Origin of the sequence: Pseudomonas sp. S3E12, from assembly GCF_001702295.1 — a bacterium.
Classification (GTDB): domain Bacteria; phylum Pseudomonadota; class Gammaproteobacteria; order Pseudomonadales; family Pseudomonadaceae; genus Aquipseudomonas; species Aquipseudomonas marginalis.
Window position 1 is genome coordinate 111,545 of sequence record NZ_MBDT01000018.1, and the last position, 16,972, is coordinate 128,516.

The following is a 16,972-nucleotide window of genomic DNA, read 5'->3' on the forward strand; positions in this document are numbered from 1 at the left end:
CATTACAACCAACGAAGCTCCGACAGGGTGTAAGAAACATCTCCCGAGTCGCGCCAAACTCCATTCGCAAAGCTTATCGGCCGCTGCGGATAACAAACCAACAACCCTTCGACGAACTGACGAAACGACAAGTCAAGTCGCGTTATCCAACGCATATTGTCGATTTCCAACAATCGCCAGCTGTCTCCACTGTCGAAACCGAAAGCAGTCCCGGTGCTATCCCAGCCGAACAGCCACACCTCGCCCTTAGCACCCGATTCATAGGGTCCGTCTTTATAAAACCCATCATCACCAAAGTAGTCTGCCGCAGGACACAATATGGGTTGAATAGTCAAAAGCGACAGCACGCAGTCGTCCTCCTTTATCTCACCATGCCCCCGCTCCTGCATAAAAGTAAAGTAATCATCGGGAGCTGCTGGCCACTGCTGTCGCATCCCACTCACGTCACCAGAAGAAACAGGGGTCAGACGCTCTAATAGCACGCATGCGAGTGCATTGAAGGCTTCTAATTTTTCGTACATGGTCATGGTCGCCTCGGAGGGTTCTGCGGAAATGCTGTAGTTGTTGGACTTGCTGGGGCATGAACGCCACCTTGGTGAGCACTTCCACCCGGCACCGGATGCAAATTCCACCATTGGTTAGGTCCACCATACTGCTGTGGTATCACATGGTGCGCTTGGAAATCCACACCACTCTCCGTCTTCGGCCATATCAAGCCAGTATTCAACTCCCACTCACGCTTGAGATTATTTCGCTGGCTATTGTATTCACGCTGTAAGGCTTGATAGTCGCTTCTGGGCGCGACATAAGTGTGATCCACCTGACGCAACTCATCTGCAAGTTGCGTGCGCTGATTAGAGGGCATCGGCACACCTGAATAGTACTCGACGTCCCGGACCACCGCGCGAGCGTCACTCGAGATGCTCGTCCATCCTGATGTGGATGTTGCTGTAAAACTCGCATCATCAGCCGCTGGTGTACCGTTATCGACTAATTTCGTTTCACCAGACGGCAAGCCGCTCGCAGTTCCTTTTGCCCCCGCCGCCACAGCCCTCCTATAAGCCACCACCCCCGCCGCTGTCCCCACCCCAACCGCCAGCGCGATCTTCAAATTGTCCGCAATGTCCTGCGCCTGAGCGTCGCTCAGTTCCCATTTCGCCTTGAGCGAATCGACCATCGCACCCACCGAGTGCTCGGTCGTGGCGGTCGCTAACATTTCCTGGAATTCGTAGTTGCCGTTGATGAGGTTCTGTACTGCTGCCCGGGCCTCAGGCGAGGCGTCGTCAGCGATATCGCGGATGGCGTTGAGGTTCGCCTGGGTGTTGGCGACTTCCATGGAGCGTGCGGCGCAAGAGTCGGGGTCGGCCTGGCAGCTGACTATCGCGTCAATGTCCTGCTGCAGGCTCAGTTCTATGAATTTGCGCGTCGCGTCTTCGATGCAGGAGGCGTCGGTGCATCGCGTTATCTGTTTGGCGGCTCGCTCCAGTTGGTTGTGTGACAGGTAGTTGTATTGCGTAGCGTTCTTCGCCACCCAACTGCCGGTCTCCAGTTTGGCTGCGTCCGTATCGCTCTGCGCCGCAGCCGCGAGCACGCCGACGATCTGCGAGCTCATGGTGAGCAGGTTGTCGTTGCCCTTGACCAAGTCATCCAGGTGGCCAACCAACGCTTCGCTCGCCGCAGCAGCCAATGCGCCGGTTTTGAAGTCGCCGCCGGTGGCTTCTGCCAGCAACCCACCGACCATGGCGTGAATCACCACCTTCGGGGCCGAGCCGTCCGCCAGGAGGTTTTTCGTGTAATCCCCGACCAGGTTGAAGCTGGCGGCCGCCAAGGTGTTGAACAAGGCATTTTTCAGCGCGTCACTGACACTGCCGCCCTGCCCCAAGGCTTTGTTCAGCAACACAGAGGTGCCGTTCTGCAGCGCCTGGTTGGCTGCGAATTGGCCGACACCGCTCCAGGTGCCCAGCGAGCCGGATGTAACAATTTTGCCTATGTCGGTCTGGGTGTGGGTGCCGGTCCATCGATCGAAATGGCCCACCGTCAGCCCGGCAGTGATCGCCGAAATCCCATAGCCCTTGATGGCATCGGACGCCGTCACATCCTTGAGAACCGCACCGAGATTGCCCCGGTTATTGACCACGCTGACGCCGGCATTGGTCGACGCGCCGGTGGCTACTGCACCGACCATGGCGCCGCCGACGCCGCCCCCCGCGGCTGCCGCTGCCATGGGCCCGATGACCGCCGACATCACAATGGCAATGATCATTTGCGAGGCGGGGCCCAGCCCGGAGTGGCTGTACTTGAAGCTGTCGTGGACTTCCCTGACCTGACGCCAGTCCACGTCCCCGCGTTGCTCTGCGTCCTTGAGCCAAGCCAATTGCGGGTCGGCCTTGACCATCGCATCGATGGACTGGGTGACGCTCTGCTGGTTGACCTGCTTGATGTCGATCTTCAAACCGTCGACGGCTTTGATCGCAATGTTGCCCCCGGCAACCAGCTGACTCTGGCGCAGCGTTTCGTCAGTGCTGCCCTTGCCCTTGGATGACACCCAGAATGCGTTGTTGTTGGTCTTCTCGTGGCTCTCCTGATGCAGGTCCTTCACCGCTTCGAAGGTCACCGCCCCGCCACTGGTGATGGCGATATCCGCCGCGCTTTCCAGCCTGGCCCCTTGATACAGCTGATCGCCGCCGCTGATCAGGTTGAGGTTGCCGCCTGTGGTGACCTGGCTGCCCACCGCGCGCAGGTCGGTGACTTCGTCGCGTTGGGTCTTGAGTGCGCCGAAGCTGCCTTTTTTCTTGTAGTCATACAGGCTGTAGTCGCTGTCATTGGCACTCAGCAGCTGCAACTGCCCACCGGCCACCAGATACGCATCCTTGCCGCTGCGAACCTGGCTGGCGTGCAGCACGATGTCTTGCCCCGCGCTGGCGGTAAGGGTGCCGCCGGCAGTGAGCTGGCTGCCCACGTGGCGGACCTGGGTGGTTTGCTCATGGACCCTGGCGCCGCCGCGTTTGCTGTTGACCTCATGATCGGTCTCGTTGGCGGCGGCCAATAGTTGGAGGTTGCCACCGGCGGCGACGGTCAGGTCTTTGCCGGCGTTGGCCTGGCTGGCCAATAGCGTGATGTCGCGCCCGGCGTGCAGGCTCACGTTACCGGCGGCGTTGAGGTTGGCGCCGAGCTGTTCAGTGCGGCTGTGTTGGGTGACGCGGTGGCCGCCATTTTCCGTGGTGCGGACCTGTTGGGTGTCGGTGACGGCGATGAGGTTGATGTCGCGCCCCGCACTCAGGCTGGCATCGCCAGCGCTGTTGATATCACCACGGTTGGTGATGTCACGACCGGCATTGAGCGTGAGTTGCTGTCCGGCACTGATCCGGCTGGCGGTGTCGAGATGGGTGACAAGGGTGCCGTCGCCCTGCTGTCTGGCGTGGGCGGTGCGTTCGTTGATGATGTCGCCGCTCACACTGGTGAGATCGATGTGACTGCCACGGATCTCACCGGCCATCGCATTGCGGATACTGTCGCTGGCCAGCAGGCTGATGCGTTCACCGGCGCTGATCGTGCCGCCATTGAGCAGGCTGCCATCGCTGATGGCGGTCAGATCCTGCGAGGCCTTCAAGGTGCCCACGCTGACGATATCGCCACCGCTGACCAGGTTGACATCCCGGCCTTGCACCAGGCTGCCGCCCCGCAGGTTATGGGCATCGACCGTTGCCAGGTACAGCACCGGCACCAGCACGTCTTCGCCCTGCACCTGGCGTTTTTCCATCCACACGATGTCGTGGGTCAGGGCCGCCACCTGCTGCGCGGTGAGGCCGACGCCGACACTCAGTTGCAGGCTGTCACGGGCGCTGAGGCCGTTGTCCATCAGGTAGCGGAACTGTTCCTCGTCGCTCTCCAGCCCGGCGAGGAAGCGTTGCCCGGTCTTCGCCAGCACGGCGTCACGGATCAGGCGGCTTTCGTAATAGCCGTCCCCCAGGCGTCGCCAGGCTTCGTCGTTGTTGTAGCCGATCTTGTCGAGCAGGTACTGGGAACTGAGGAAGTTGGCAAGGTGGGTGAAGAGTGGATTGGTCTCAATCAGGTAGGGGCTGCCCGGATTCCTGCTGGGGATAAACAGCCCGTACTCACCGCTGGGCAGTTGGAATTCCGGCGGTTGGGTCAGGTCTTCGCTGAGGCGATCAGGGCTCAGTTCGAGGTCGTTGGGGTTGTGGCCTGTTTCGCCCGTCAGTTGCGCCAGGGTGTTTTCACGCAGGGTGCCGTTTTGCAGGTATTCGCTGGCCTGCAGGTTGAGGCTGCCGCCGGCTTGCAGGGTGGCGGCATAGACTGCGCGGCCATCCTCGCGCCAGGTCGTGAGTGTGCCGGGGTTGCTGAAGCCCTCCCCTGTCGAGCGCGCCTTGAGTTCGGCAAAGCGCACCGGGTCGAACGGCGCATTGTTGAAGGCCGGCAGGTCGTGGAACTCCATCTGGTCCCACAGGGCTTTGTCGATGCGCCCGGGGGTGCCGATGATTGTGCTGGAAGTACCGGTCTGGGAGGCCGCGCCCTGGTTGATAAGGCGGTGGGCGGCGAGGTGCACGTCGCCATTGGCAGCGAGCAGGCTGTAGCGGTTTTCCAGGGTATGCGCGTCGATACTCAGGTGTTTGCCGGCCACCAGTCGCGCGGCCTGGGTGGAGTTAGGCGCGGCGGTTTCGCGCCAGGTTTCGCTGATATAGATGGTGCCGCGCTTGAAGCTGTCGTCGCCGTCGCAGTGCTGGCCGCAGACCCACTGGATGCTGCCGCCGACCAGTTCGCGTTCGAGGGCAAGGTGGGTGCGGGCGTTTTCGAACTCGCGGGCGTTGATGTGCAGGTTGCCTTCGGTTTCCACGCTGCCGGAGAGGTTACTGAAGCGCGTGCCGGTGAAACTGAAATCACCGACGCTGTAGAGATCACCTTCGAGGTTGCTGAAATGCTCGCCGCGCACGTGCAGGTCGCCGCCGCTGAACAGCAGGCCGGTGTTGGTGACGTTGGCAGTGAGCAGGAAATGGCCTTGGCTGCCGACGCTCCCATGGTTATTCAACTGAGCGGCATTGATCTGCATATGCCGCGCTGCACTGAGCACGCCGAGGTTGTGCAGTACATCGCGCACGCGCAGTTGGATGTCTTGACCGCTGAGGATCTGGCCGTGGTCTTGGGTGAGGTTTGATGCGCTGATGACGGCATCGCCTTTGGCGGCGATGAGGCCGGTGTTCTGCAGATCGCCATCGATCTGCAGTTGCAGACGGTGGTCGCCGAGCAGTTCGCCAGCGTTGGTGAACGTGCCAGCCGCAATATTCAGCTCACTGCCCGCCCCCACGATCTTGCCGCTGTTGTCGACGGTGTCGGCGACGAGGCTCAGATCGCCTTCGGCATGAATCGTCCCGGCGTGGTTGACGGCATGATGGGCGACAATGTCCAGTTCGCGGGCGGTGACGACCTGGCCGTTGTTTCTCAGAGTCTGGCGAGCTTCGATTCTCGCGCTGTCGGCGGCGATCGGGCCGTTGTTATCGAGGCTGCCGCTGGTGATTTCCAGGTGGCCACTGGCGTTGAGTTCGCCCTGGTTATCCAGGCGCTGGGCCTGGATGGTCAGCTGTTTGCCCGCGATACGCCGATCTTCCAGGATGCCGCTGACAACCTTGCCCTGGTTGCTGACCGAGGCGCCTTCCACGCTCACATTCCCGGCACTGGCCAGGGTTTGCCGCACCACCAGGTCACCCTGGGCCTGCAGGTTGACATCCCCCATCGCAAAGGTCGGGCCCTGCAAGTCAATCGACTCGGCCTTGGCAGTGAGTGCGCCGACGCTGGTGGTGTGGGACAGGCTCAGGCCGCCATTGGCGTTGATCACAATGTCGCCGGCGGTGCTGGCCATATCGCCCGCCAGCCTTACGCCTACGCCCTGTTCAGTGCCCACCAGGCGAATCGTCCCGGCGTACATCCCGCCGAGTGCGCTGGCGTCGATGGCCAGTTGCGGTTTGTCCCGGCCATCCTCGGCATGGGCGTGGGCCTGCAAACTGTCGGCGCTGACATCGTTACGGCCGGTGATGACGGTGAGGTGGTCGGCATGCAACTGCGCATTGAGCTTGGCTGTACGGGTGATCAGGTCGAACTGGCTGACATTGCGTGCATTGAGCCCGGCGCCCTCCACTGCAATATCGCCGCCCTCTACGCGAAAGTGATCCAGCCGCCCACCCTCGATCACTGGCTTGCCGGTGGTCAATGTCGCGCGAGGCGTATTGATAAATCCGCAGCCATTGCAGGTGATGCCATGAGGATTGGCGACGATCACCCGCGCGGCCTGCCCGGCCACCTCGGTGTAGCCCCCCAAGTGGCTGCGGTTGCCACCGGTGACTTCGTTGAGGATCACGCTGGCGGCTCGCCCTTGCAGGCCTGGGTTGCCGAGGATCACACCCCCCAGTTGGGTGTGTTGCGTGGCCTGGGTGGCGTTGTTGAGGATCAGCCCCTGGCTGCCGACGTTGTAGTCGGTGAACAGGTTATGGGACAGCCCGCTGCCATTGGGCCCGGCGATATTCACCACCGGCACGCCATTGGGTGCATGGCCGACGCTGGTGCCAGGGCTGGCCGGGTCCACGCTCAGCTCTGCGGCGGCGGCAACAATGGGGTTGAGGAAGATAATTCCCGCCAGGCTCAGGGCCAGGCACTGGTGAAACGGGCTGCGCACGTCCATAGGCAAGGTTCCTTGTTGTTATTAGAAAAACAGCTCGATTCGGGCGTAGATCGGGTGTTCGCGGCGCTCAACGACGGCCGGGCGCTCCAGGGAACGGGCGAGCACCAGCGACGCCGCAAGGTGAGTGCCGCGTGCGCTGAACTCCCAGGCATGGCCGGTAAGGCGCCCGGCCACCTCAGGGTTATGCGGGCCGCGGCTGATCACACCGACGTCGTAGCCAAAGCCCACGCCCACTTCGTGCACCCAGGGGCGCAGCGCATCCCAGGCAACCGGTTGGCGCCAGCGCACCTGGCTGCGCCAGTAGCCGCCGCTGTTGCCCGACAGGTTCTGTTGCTGAAACCCGCGCACAGCACCAAGGCCGCCGACGCTCAGGCGTTGTGGTCCATAGAGTTCGTCTTCGGCGTGTTGGCCGGTAGCAAGGCTGTCGACACTCCAGTACTGGCCCAGCCAGCGAAAGGACTGCAAATAGCTGAGGGTCAGGGTGTATTTCTGATAGCGCGAGGTAGGCGCGCCGCGCTGCCTGGAGAGATCGCGCTGGGCGTCCAGGGCACCGATGCCCTGTTGCCAACCGGCATCGAGATTGAGAAAGGCATTGCCGATTCGGCGGCCATGGTTGAAGCCCAGTTGACGCTCAGTGATGCGATGGCTGGAGGTGCGCAGCAACGCGTCTTCCAGGTAGTTGCGGGTGCGCAGATGGCTCAGGCCCAGGTTAAATGCCGTCTTGCCCAGGTTATCGCGGTGCAGCACGCGTTCGGCGCGCAACTGCTGGCTGGAGGTTTCACCTGACAGCGCAAAGGCAAACCCGGAGAGGTCGTTACGCGTGCGGTAGTAGCTTTGGCCGTGGCTGAAATTGAAGGTCCACCAACCATACGGCAGGCTGTAGAACAGGTTCTGGCTGTGGGAATGGCGCCAGCGGTCGCTGACGGTGTCGCGGTTGGCCCGCAGGTTCAACTGATCCGCCAGGCCCAGGGGGCTGTCCCAATCCAGGCCGATACCGGCCTGCTGGCGACCGGTGCTGGTATCGCCATGGTTGTTACGGTTGGCCGAGACGCGCCAGGGTTTGAAGCGCTCGCCTTTAAGCGTCACGCGACTGCCGCCCACCGCCTGCCCCGGCAGGACCTCAAGCTGCGGCTGGCGCGAGGGCAAGCGCGACAGCTGATCCACCCATTGCTCCAGCTCACGCAGGTCGAGCACCTCACCCACGGTGCCGGGGAAGGTCATGGCGGACTCCAGCGGGCTGGCCAGCGATGAGCTGTCGAGTCCTTCAAGGCGCCCTTCCACCACAATGATGGTCAGCTCGCCATTTTTCAGGTCCTGCTGCGGCAGGTAGGCGCGGGTGGTGACGTAGCCGCGATGCAGGTAATGATCAGTGAGACTTTTGAGCACTGCGTTGAGTTGAGGCACCCCCATGCACCGCCCCTGCCAGGGTTCCAGCAGCGCCTGCCGCTGGGCCGCCGACAGCAACGCAGCGCCTTCGACATTGATGCGCGTGAGGGTGATGCACTGGCCGTCGTCCAGCGGCGCGGGGGCGGTTGGTGCAGTGATCTGGCCCGGCAGGTGTTGCAACTCTTCAAGGCGGCGACGCTGTTCCTCCAACACTTTTTGCTGACGCTCACGGGCCAGTTCACGGTCGCCGGGCGACACGGTGGACGCGGCAAAAAGCGGACCTGAAAGCAGCGCCATCCCCAGCAGCGCAGGTCGGAAAACAGCTGGCATCCCTTCACCCTCACACAGGTACTCAAATGGAAAGAGCACCCATGCTGCCGAGGCTGAAACGCTTAAGGAAAAGAGGAAAAGTTACAAAAAGTTCGGCGTTTTTGACGGCATCGCCCTGCCTGTCACACAGCCGCTCGAGGACTGTCAGAGGCTTCCGAACAATGTAAGTCGAAGGAAGAAATCGGATAGGCAGTGAGACTTGAAAAGTGTGCTTCCTGGTTTTTTCATACGTTAAAAATCTCTTCCCCTACAAACAAAAGAGAAAATTCAGAGAAGATAAGAAAGGAGGTCTGTCAGAGGGGAAAGACCGGTCGCTCAGCCCATGAGCACATAGGCATACCTGAAAGCGACAGGCGTAAAACAACGGGTGATCGCGGCTCTTTTACCGCGTAAAAATCGGAGTTACCCGACGAGCGGCAGGCCTCAACTCAACAACACCACCCCACCCGGCAACTCCGTACACTTGGCCCCATACGCATCCCGAATCAACAACGCCACCCCTGCCAACTGCTGCAGGCTGAACCGCGCCTGGACGCGCCGTTGGCCGAGTTGCTTGTTGAGCAGCACCAGCATCCCCGGGCGGTAGCGGTTGATTTCGTCCACCACCGTGGCCAGGGTGGCGTTGTTGAAGACCAGCACCTGTTCGCGCCAGGCCACGACCGCCTGGGTGTCCACCACCACCGGTTCGCCCAGGCCGGACGCGTCGTAGCTCAGTTGCCGGCCGCTTTCCAGGCGCACGCTGTGCCCGGCCACGGCCACCGACAGCCAGCCCTCGATACAGGTCACGCACACCGTGCGGTCGGTGTTGCGCAGATTGAAACGTGCCTGCGCCGCGCTCACCCAGCCTTCGCCCGCCAGCACCTTGAGCGGTTGTGCGGAATGGGCGATCACCTCGACTTCGCCTTCGAGCAATTCAAGCCCCTGGCCCACGCGGCTGACGCGCGTCTGGGTGTTGAGTTCCAGGCTGACGCCGTCACTTAACAGCACTTGGCGCTGTTCGCCGACTTCGGTGCGATAGTCCGCCGTGAGGCCGGCAAAACCACCGGGGGAGCCGACCTGCACCATGAGCATGGCGGCCGATGCGGCAATCGCGCCGCCCAGGAACGCCCGGCGCCCAAAGCTGCGCGGCTGCGAGACTTGCTCAAGGGCCGGGGCCAGTTGCTGCCACATCGCCTTGGCCTGCTCGAACGCCTGGGCATGCTCGGGGCTTTGCGCACACCAGGCCTTGAGCGCCTTGGCATCGGCCACGGTGGCGCGGCCCGAGGTCAGCAGGACCAGCCAGTCGCGGGCTTCATCGTGCAGGGGGCTGGCGGCGGATTGCCGAGTGGCACTGAGGCTAAAAATGTTCAAGCGCGCAAATACTCACGGTTTTATCAGGGACTCGACTCTAAGACGGTTTTCCGGCCCCGGGACCGAACCGCTGGATCACTTTTCTTTCCAGGCGCTTGGCGCAGTGGCCCAGGGCGGCCTTGATTTCCTTCTCGACCATGCGCGTGGAAATGCCGAAACGCTGGGAGATTTCCAGGTGCGGGGCTTCTTCCAGGCGGGCGGCGATAAGGATCTTGCGGCGGCGGGCCGGCAGTTCGTAGAGCGCCTTGACCAGGGACTGGATTTCTTTCTGGCCGCCCACCACCCGTGACGGGTCCTGGGCTTCGTCGGCGCTTTGCAGCAGTTCTTCCACCTCGCTGCCGGTGAGCAGGCGCGCGTCGGCCTGGCGGCGGTCGGCGGCGATGTTCAAGGCCATGCGGTACAGGTAGGCATTGGGTTGCGCCAGGTTGGGCGGCACTTCCATGCGGTCGACCCGCAGGTAGGTTTCGTGCAGCACATCGTTGGCCAGGTCCTCCGAGCCCAGGCGCTTGCGCAAACGCACCTTGAAGTTGTCATAGGAGGCCAGGAACAAGCCGACCATCGTACTGTGCCCGGTATTTTTCATCCGCCCCAGGCTCCGTTTGCTGCTGTGCATTCCATGCGCATTCCTGTGGTGTCGGGCATCAAAAGTAAAGTCACCGGTTGGCGCAGCGAGCTCGGCGCCGGTCGTTCGACCCGCGTGGTGCCCAGGTTGCGTACCAGTGCTTCATCGCGTTGTTCGTCGCCGGTGGAGCTGACCAACCGACTGTGCTCGATCAGCCCTTGGGGGTTGACCCACACCTGTACCAGCGCGCGGAAACTGCCGGGCCGGGTCAGCGGCGAGCGGCACAGGCTGGTCTCGATGGCCTGCTGCAAGGCCGTGGCGTAGCTGTTGTTGATCCGTGCGGCGTTACGTGCCGCCGCACCACGGGCGGCAGGCGGCTGGCTGACCGCGGGCAACTGCAAGGTGAACGCATCATCGCGTGCATAACGCGCCATCAGGCCACTCCCCGTCAGCAACATCGCCAGAGCCTCCTGCGCCGTAAAACGTCCGCGCACACTGATGGAACGCCGGCCCCGCGTCAGTTCGCGGTCGACCAGCACTGCCATTCCGGTGGCGCGGCTGTACGCTTGCAGTGCATGTTCCAGGTCCTGCGCCGGCAGGTTCAACAGCAGCAGCGGTGACTCCGCCTGCGCGACGCGACCACCGGCCAGCAGCAACAGCAAGACCAGGGCGCATACGGCGCGCCTCCAGCCCCCCTGTTCACCCCCTGCTCTGCATCGCTGCACGGCCGACGCGCCCTAGAAAACCGTCATCCTGAGGCCAATTTATGAACCTGATGTTACGGTGATAGCAAAAAAAACATCACGGTGACGAGAGGCCCGCTGCACTAGACTTGCACACCGACCGGCCCACCCCCTCGGGCCCGCCAGGAGGCCTTGATGAAACGCTTACCGCTCCTCGCCAGCCTGTTGCTGTGCACGGCCCTGCCCTTGCACGCCCATGCCGGCAACTGCGCCGAAGTCTCGGTGGATGGCTACAAGGCGCCCGACTATCGCTGCCTGAGCCAGCAGATGGGCAACGACACGAATGCGGCCAAAGCCGCGAAGAAAAACCGCGAGGCGCAAGGCATTGCCGTGGAAAAACGCCAGCCGAACAAGGTCGGCCTGGCCACCCCGGCGGCGACCAGCGTGCGCATGGGCAATACCTTCGGCACCTCGGTGAAGCCGCAGCGGCCTTGAGTTGTTCGATGACTGTTTGAGCAACACAGCACCCATGTGGGAGGGGCATAGGTACCTACACAACTTTGTCTAAATGCTGTCCCCCCGGCACATAGGGCTGTTGTGGTGAGCGGGCTTGCCCCGCGCCGGGCTGCGAAGCAGCCCCAAAACCAGCCCCTACAGAGTGTCTGATACACCGCGTTCTTCTTTCCTGGGGCTGCTTCGCAGCCCAGCGCGGGCGGTGCGACGATTCGACAAGCCCGCTCACCACCACCACCACCACCACCACCACCACCACCACCACCACCACCACAGTTACAGTGTTCCTCCTTAACTGACGGGCATTAGGGCAAGCCCCCCCTCCCACATTGCCCCCAGTTCCCGGAGTAGTTTTCAAGCCGCGTGGCTTTCTTTTTTCAAGCTGTCCATATCGATCACGAACCGGTACTTCATATCGCCCTTGAGCATGCGCTCATACGCCTCGTTGATGCCCTGGATGTCGATCATCTCCACGTCCGAGACAATCCCGTGCCTGGCGCAGAAATCGAGCATGTCCTGGGTCTCCTGGATCTCGCCGATCAGCGAGCCGGCCAGGCTGCGGCGCTAGAAGGTAAAGGGCTTGAGGGCATCCGTGGCGTTCTGGGCGGCGTCGCTGTAGGTCTTGGCCATTTCGTTCACCTGTGTGATCTGACGGTAGAGGTCAGTGGGCCAGCATAGACGCTGAACCGTTCAACCGAGCACGCCTGTACAATTTCCATCGCCTGCCTGCCCCTAACCTCACGGCTTTCAATCCCGTAGAAGTGTTGGAGAGTGGGCATGGGCAGCAAAGCAATCAAGGTATCGGTGGCATTGACGCTGCTGGCGGGCGCAATGATGGGCAATGCCTTCGCGGCAACCCCGAGCGTGGCCGTGGCGCCGCAATACGACACCAGCCACGTGTATGTGGCCCCGGCGGATGTGGACCGTTTCGCCCAGAGTTTCCTCGCCACCTTTGGCGGCAAAAGCACGCCCCAAGTGGTGGTGAACGTGCTGCCGGTGCCGAGCAGTACCACCTCGCAACTGCTGCAGACGCCGGCGGGCACGGTGTCGCTGTTCGGCTTCACCACGCCGATCCCGCACCCCTTCGGCCAGGAACGCAACGGCTACCTGGTCAAGGACATGGACGCGGCGCTCAACGCCGCGCGGGAAAACGGCGCCGCCGTTATCGTCAGCGACTTCCCGGACCCGATCGGCCGAGACGCCGTGGTGCAATGGCCGGGCGGCGTGAACATGCAGCTCTACTGGCACACCAAGACCCCGGACTACGCGGCGTTCCAGACCGTGCCGGAAAACCGCGTGTACCTGTCCACCGATCGCGCTGACGCCTTTATCAAAGCGTTCCTGGGCTTCTCCCACGGCAAGGTCCTGGCCGATGACAAACACGCGCCCGGCGTCGATGTGGGTCAAACCACTGGCACTTACCGTCGCGTCGATATCGAGTCGCCATTCGGGCGCATGGCGGTGCTGGTCACCAACGGCCAACTGCCCTATCCCTTCGGCCACGAGACCACCGGTTATCAAGTGCCTGACCTGACGGCAACGTTGGGCAAGGCCACCGGCTCGGGCGCCAAGGTCTTGGTGCCGGCCTTTGACAGCAAGGGTCGTCGCAGCGCCGTGGTGGAATTCCCCGGCGGCTACGTCGCGGAAATTCACCAGCTCCACGCCGCAAAATGATTCGCCGCACAGGCTGGGGCCTGGCCGTGCTGTGGCCGCTGCTGGTCGGCAGCGCCCACGCCGACGAGCAACCGGCACGACCGGCCATCAAGACCAACCGCTGGCAGGAGGACTGGTCGGTGCTGCGTGACCCGGCGTTGCGCACGCAGCCGCTGGACAGCGTGAAGTACATCCCGCTGTCCAGCGCCAACCCGTTCACCTATTTGTCATTGGGGGCGACGTTGCGCGAGCGCTTCGAGATGAACGATGCCAGTGGTTTTGGGGTGAAGGACGTGAAGCGTGATCGCTACCTGATCCAGCGCTTCCAGGTGCACGCCGACCTGCACTTGAACGAACACTGGCGTCTCTTCACCCAACTCGAAGATGTACGCGCCTACGACAAGACCACGGTCGGCGGCGCCGACCAGAACCGCGTCGATCTGCGCCTGGCCTTCGCCGAATACGTCAATGCCTTCGGCAGCGGCACGCTCAAGGCGCGTGTCGGGCGCCAGGACTTCGCCTTCGACTTGCAGCGTTTCATCTCATCGCGGGATGGCCCGAATGTGCGGCAATCCTTCGATGCGCTGTGGGCCGATTGGGAAACGTCCAACTGGCGTTTTATCGGGATTGCCAGCCAGCCGGTGCAGTATCAGGACGAGCGGCACTTCGACGACACATCCAACCGTGACGCGCGCTTCCACATGCTGCGGGTCGAGCGGCTGGTAGGCGGCAAGAATGAGCTGTCGGCCTACTACGGCGTGTACGAACGCAGCGCCGCGCATTACCTCGACGCGGACGGCGATGAAACCCGCCATCTGTTCGACGCACGCCTGGGCGGTGCGGCCCTGGGGTTCGACTGGGACATCGAAGCCATGCTGCAAAGCGGCTCGGTGGGCAGCAAGGATATTCGCGCCTGGGCCGCCGGCAGCCGCACGGGGTACACCTTCGAGAGCCAGGCGTGGAAGCCGCGCATCGGCCTGCAACTGGACATTGCCTCGGGCGACCGCAAGACCGGGGACGGCACCGTCGGCACGTTCAACCCGCTGTTCCCCAACGGCTACTATTTTTCCCTGGCCGGCTATACGGGCTACAGCAACCTGATCCACGTCAAACCGTCGATCACCGTCAAGCCCATCGACAAGCTCAGCGTGCAGACCGCCGTCGGCCTGCTGTGGCGCCAGACCACCAGCGACGCGGTGTACACCCAGCCGAACCTGCCCGTCGCCGGCACCGCAGGTCAGGGTGAACGCTGGACCGGTGCCTATGGTCAGCTGCGTACCGACTATGTGTTTACGCCGAACCTCACCGGCGCGGTTGAAGCGGTGCACTACGCGGTCGGCCGCACCTTGCGCGATGCCGGCGGCGATGACAGCAATTACCTGGGGGTCGAGCTCAAGTTCAGTTGGTGACCCCAGGCAAGCACACCCGTACAAGCCCCCGGCCCGGTTTCGGGCAATAGTGAGGCTGGTTTTTCAGTCCCTCAATCAAGGAGTTTTCCATGAGCACATTCGTTGCCAAAGACGGTACCCAGATCTACTTCAAGGATTGGGGCAGCGGTAAGCCCGTGCTGTTCAGCCACGGCTGGCCGCTGGATGCCGACATGTGGGAATACCAGATGGAATACCTCAGCAGTCGTGGCTTTCGCACCATCGCGTTCGACCGCCGAGGCTTTGGCCGCTCGGATCAGCCGTGGACGGGCAACGACTACGACACCTTCGCCGACGACATCGCGCAGTTGATCGAACACCTGGACCTCAAGGACGTGACCCTGGTGGGCTTCTCCATGGGCGGCGGCGACGTCGCCCGCTACATCGCACGCCACGGCAGTGCACGCGTGGCCGGCCTGGTGCTGCTGGGCGCAGTGACGCCGATCTTCGGCCAGAAGCCCGATTACCCCCAGGGCGTGCCGACCGAAGTGTTCGACGGCATCAAGACCGGGTTGCTGAAAGACCGTGCGCAGTTCATCGCTGACTTCAACACGCCGTTCTTCGGCATCAACAAGGGCCAGGTCGTTTCCGAAGGTACGCTGACCCAGACCCTGCAGATCGCCATGCTGGCGTCCCTCAAGTCGACCGTGGATTGCGTCACCGCCTTCTCCGAGACCGACTTCCGCCCGGACATGGCCAGGATCGACGTGCCGACCCTGGTGATCCACGGTGACGGTGACCAGATCGTGCCGTTCGAGACCACCGGCAAGGTGGCAGCCGAGATGATCAAGGGCGCCGAGCTGAAGGTGTACAAGGATGCGCCCCACGGTTTCGCCGTGACCCACGCTCAGGCCCTGAACGAAGACCTGCTGGCGTTCCTGAATCGCTGAAACACCCGCTCCTTTGGCCGGCACGCCACTCCCCTGTAGGAGCGAGCTTGCTCGCGAAGATCGTCAACGATGACGCAGTAAATCAGATTTCACGCGTCGCTCTAGAGTTCTTCGCGAGCAAGCTCGCTCCTACAGGGGGTTGGTTTACCCGGCCTTTTTTTCCAGTGCCAGGCGCCCTGGTCCGGCAATCAGGATGCTGGTGAAAATGATCAACAGCAGCCAGCCGAATTGCCCTTCCAGCAGCGTCCACTCCGGATGCACCACCACCATCGCAATCAACAGCACCGCCAGAATCGGCAGGCACGCCAGGCGCACCAGCACCCCGGCGATGATCAGCAGCGGGCACAGCACTTCGGCGAAAATCGCCAGCAGCAAGGTGACATGGGCACCGAGGTGAAACGGGTCTTCGATCTGCTTCAACTGCTCGCTGTAATTGAGCAACTTGGGCAGGCCATGCACCCAAAGCAGGAACAGCGCCCCGCTGCCTCGCAGAAACAACAGCCCCAGGTCCTGGTGTCTTGATTCGTTCATATGCGCTCCGGTGGGTTGACACGTTATCGACGTCGATTGTGTCCACGGCGCGGTACGCACGCTTGCAAGCCTGTGCTGACTAATCCCCCGTTCCGGCAAATCCAGCGACGATTTCATCGATCACCGCCCGCACCCGTGCGGTGTGGCGCAGGTCGGCGTGGGTCACCAGCCAGACGTCGTAGGGCAACGGCCGCGTGCGCTCCGGCCACAGGCGCACCAGCCCGTCGCGCTCGCCGGTGAGGATCGGGATTTCGCCGATGCCGATCCCGGCGGCGATGGAGCGGCGCACCAACAGGCTGGAACTCAGGGCGGCGACGATGCGCCCACGGCCCAGGGGTTCCGAGACCAGGGTCATGTCCTTCTGGGTTTGCAGGTACGGTTGATAGACCACAAGATCATGCCCTTCAAACAGGCTGCCCGGCTCCGGCGTACCCTGACGATCGATATAGGCCTGGGACGCAAACAACCCCACCGGCCAGCGTGCGAGACGCCGGGCGATCAGGTCGGGGCTGTCCGGGCGGGTGTTGCGCACGGCGATGTCGGTCTCGCGTTTGGCCAGGCTCAGGAACTGGGTAGAAGCGTCGAGCTGCACGCGCACATCCGGGTGCTGGACGTGCAGGCGCGCAATCGCCGGAATCAGGAAGTCGATGGCCAGGGAGTCGGTGGTGCTGACCCGTACGGTGCCGGTCAGGCGGTCATCCAGGCCCTGGATCTGGCGCTCCAGCTCCAGGGCCGAGCGTTCCATTTTTTCCACCGAGTGCAGGGCGGCCTCGCCGACGGCGGTCAGGGCGTAGCCTTCGGAGGTGCGCAGGAACAGCGTGGCACCCAGGGACTTTTCCAGGGCGTTGACCCGCCGCCCGACTGTGGCCTGGTCGACCCCCAATATCCGTGCGGCCCCGCGCAACGTCGACTCGCGGCAAACCGCCAGGAACACCCGTGCATCATCCCAATTCATGCGG

General features: G+C 62.7%; 12 protein-coding genes and 1 pseudogene. 4 read left to right on the forward strand and 9 right to left on the reverse strand.

The features are described 5' to 3' along the window. Positions 1-2 precede the first annotated feature (2 nt). The 6 genes from BB029_RS15290 to BB029_RS15315 all read right to left on the reverse strand — a co-directional run bounded on the left by BB029_RS15290 (position 3) and on the right by BB029_RS15315 (position 10,978). Positions 3-527: a hypothetical protein gene (locus BB029_RS15290; protein ID WP_141696551.1), complete on the reverse strand. Its 525-nt coding sequence runs from the start codon at positions 525-527 to the stop codon at positions 3-5. After that, positions 524-6,688: a DUF637 domain-containing protein gene (locus tag BB029_RS15295; protein ID WP_065939837.1), complete on the reverse strand. Its 6,165-nt coding sequence runs from the start codon at positions 6,686-6,688 to the stop codon at positions 524-526. The genes BB029_RS15290 and BB029_RS15295 overlap by 4 nt, the downstream gene beginning before the upstream one ends. Positions 6,689-6,709: 21 nt before the next feature. Continuing rightward, positions 6,710-8,404, reverse strand: a complete 1,695-nt coding sequence (locus tag BB029_RS15300) for a ShlB/FhaC/HecB family hemolysin secretion/activation protein (protein WP_065939838.1) — start codon at positions 8,402-8,404, stop codon at positions 6,710-6,712. A 423-nt stretch (positions 8,405-8,827) separates the two neighbouring features. Continuing rightward, positions 8,828-9,754 carry a FecR family protein gene (locus BB029_RS15305; RefSeq protein WP_065939839.1) on the reverse strand — a complete coding sequence of 309 codons (927 nt, stop codon included), beginning with the start codon at positions 9,752-9,754 and terminating at the stop codon, positions 8,828-8,830. 37 nt (positions 9,755-9,791) lie between these two features. After that, entirely contained in the window at positions 9,792-10,337 is a 546-nt protein-coding gene (locus BB029_RS15310) for an RNA polymerase sigma factor (RefSeq protein ID WP_065939840.1), read from the reverse strand. Beyond that, positions 10,334-10,978 (reverse strand): secretin and TonB N-terminal domain-containing protein, encoded by a 645-nt coding sequence (locus BB029_RS15315; protein WP_065939841.1) that lies wholly within the window; start codon positions 10,976-10,978, stop codon positions 10,334-10,336. The genes BB029_RS15310 and BB029_RS15315 overlap by 4 nt, the downstream gene beginning before the upstream one ends. 216 nt (positions 10,979-11,194) lie before the next feature. Here BB029_RS15315 and BB029_RS15320 point away from each other — a divergent pair, with 216 nt between their 5' ends. Continuing rightward, positions 11,195-11,494, forward strand: a complete 300-nt coding sequence (locus tag BB029_RS15320) for a hypothetical protein (RefSeq protein ID WP_065939842.1) — start codon at positions 11,195-11,197, stop codon at positions 11,492-11,494. 372 nt (positions 11,495-11,866) lie between these two features. On the opposite strand, the pseudogene BB029_RS32240 reads toward BB029_RS15320, so the two are convergent. Continuing rightward, positions 11,867-12,076 (reverse strand): annotated as a pseudogene (locus tag BB029_RS32240) (NAD(P)-dependent alcohol dehydrogenase); the annotation flags it as partial. A gap of 213 nt (positions 12,077-12,289) precedes the next feature. On the opposite strand from BB029_RS32240, the gene BB029_RS15325 reads away from it, so the two are divergent. The 3 genes from BB029_RS15325 (at position 12,290) to BB029_RS15335 (ending at position 15,482) form a co-directional block, all read left to right on the forward strand. Then, complete coding sequence (locus BB029_RS15325) at positions 12,290-13,186, forward strand: VOC family protein (protein WP_065939843.1); 897 nt, start codon at positions 12,290-12,292, stop codon at positions 13,184-13,186. Next, entirely contained in the window at positions 13,183-14,574 is a 1,392-nt protein-coding gene (locus BB029_RS15330) for an alginate export family protein (RefSeq protein WP_065939844.1), read from the forward strand. Before BB029_RS15325 ends, BB029_RS15330 begins: the two co-directional genes overlap by 4 nt. An 89-nt stretch (positions 14,575-14,663) precedes the next feature. Next, on the forward strand, positions 14,664-15,482 hold the full coding sequence (locus BB029_RS15335) for an alpha/beta fold hydrolase (RefSeq protein ID WP_065939845.1): 819 nt from the start codon (positions 14,664-14,666) through the stop codon (positions 15,480-15,482). 144 nt (positions 15,483-15,626) lie between these two features. On the opposite strand, the gene BB029_RS15340 is transcribed toward BB029_RS15335, so the two are convergent. Beyond that, on the reverse strand, positions 15,627-16,013 hold the full coding sequence (locus tag BB029_RS15340; protein ID WP_065939846.1) for a DoxX family protein: 387 nt from the start codon (positions 16,011-16,013) through the stop codon (positions 15,627-15,629). A 79-nt stretch (positions 16,014-16,092) separates the two neighbouring features. Next, positions 16,093-16,968: a LysR family transcriptional regulator gene (locus tag BB029_RS15345; protein ID WP_065939847.1), complete on the reverse strand. Its 876-nt coding sequence runs from the start codon at positions 16,966-16,968 to the stop codon at positions 16,093-16,095. Between the last annotated feature and the right edge of the window lie 4 nt (positions 16,969-16,972).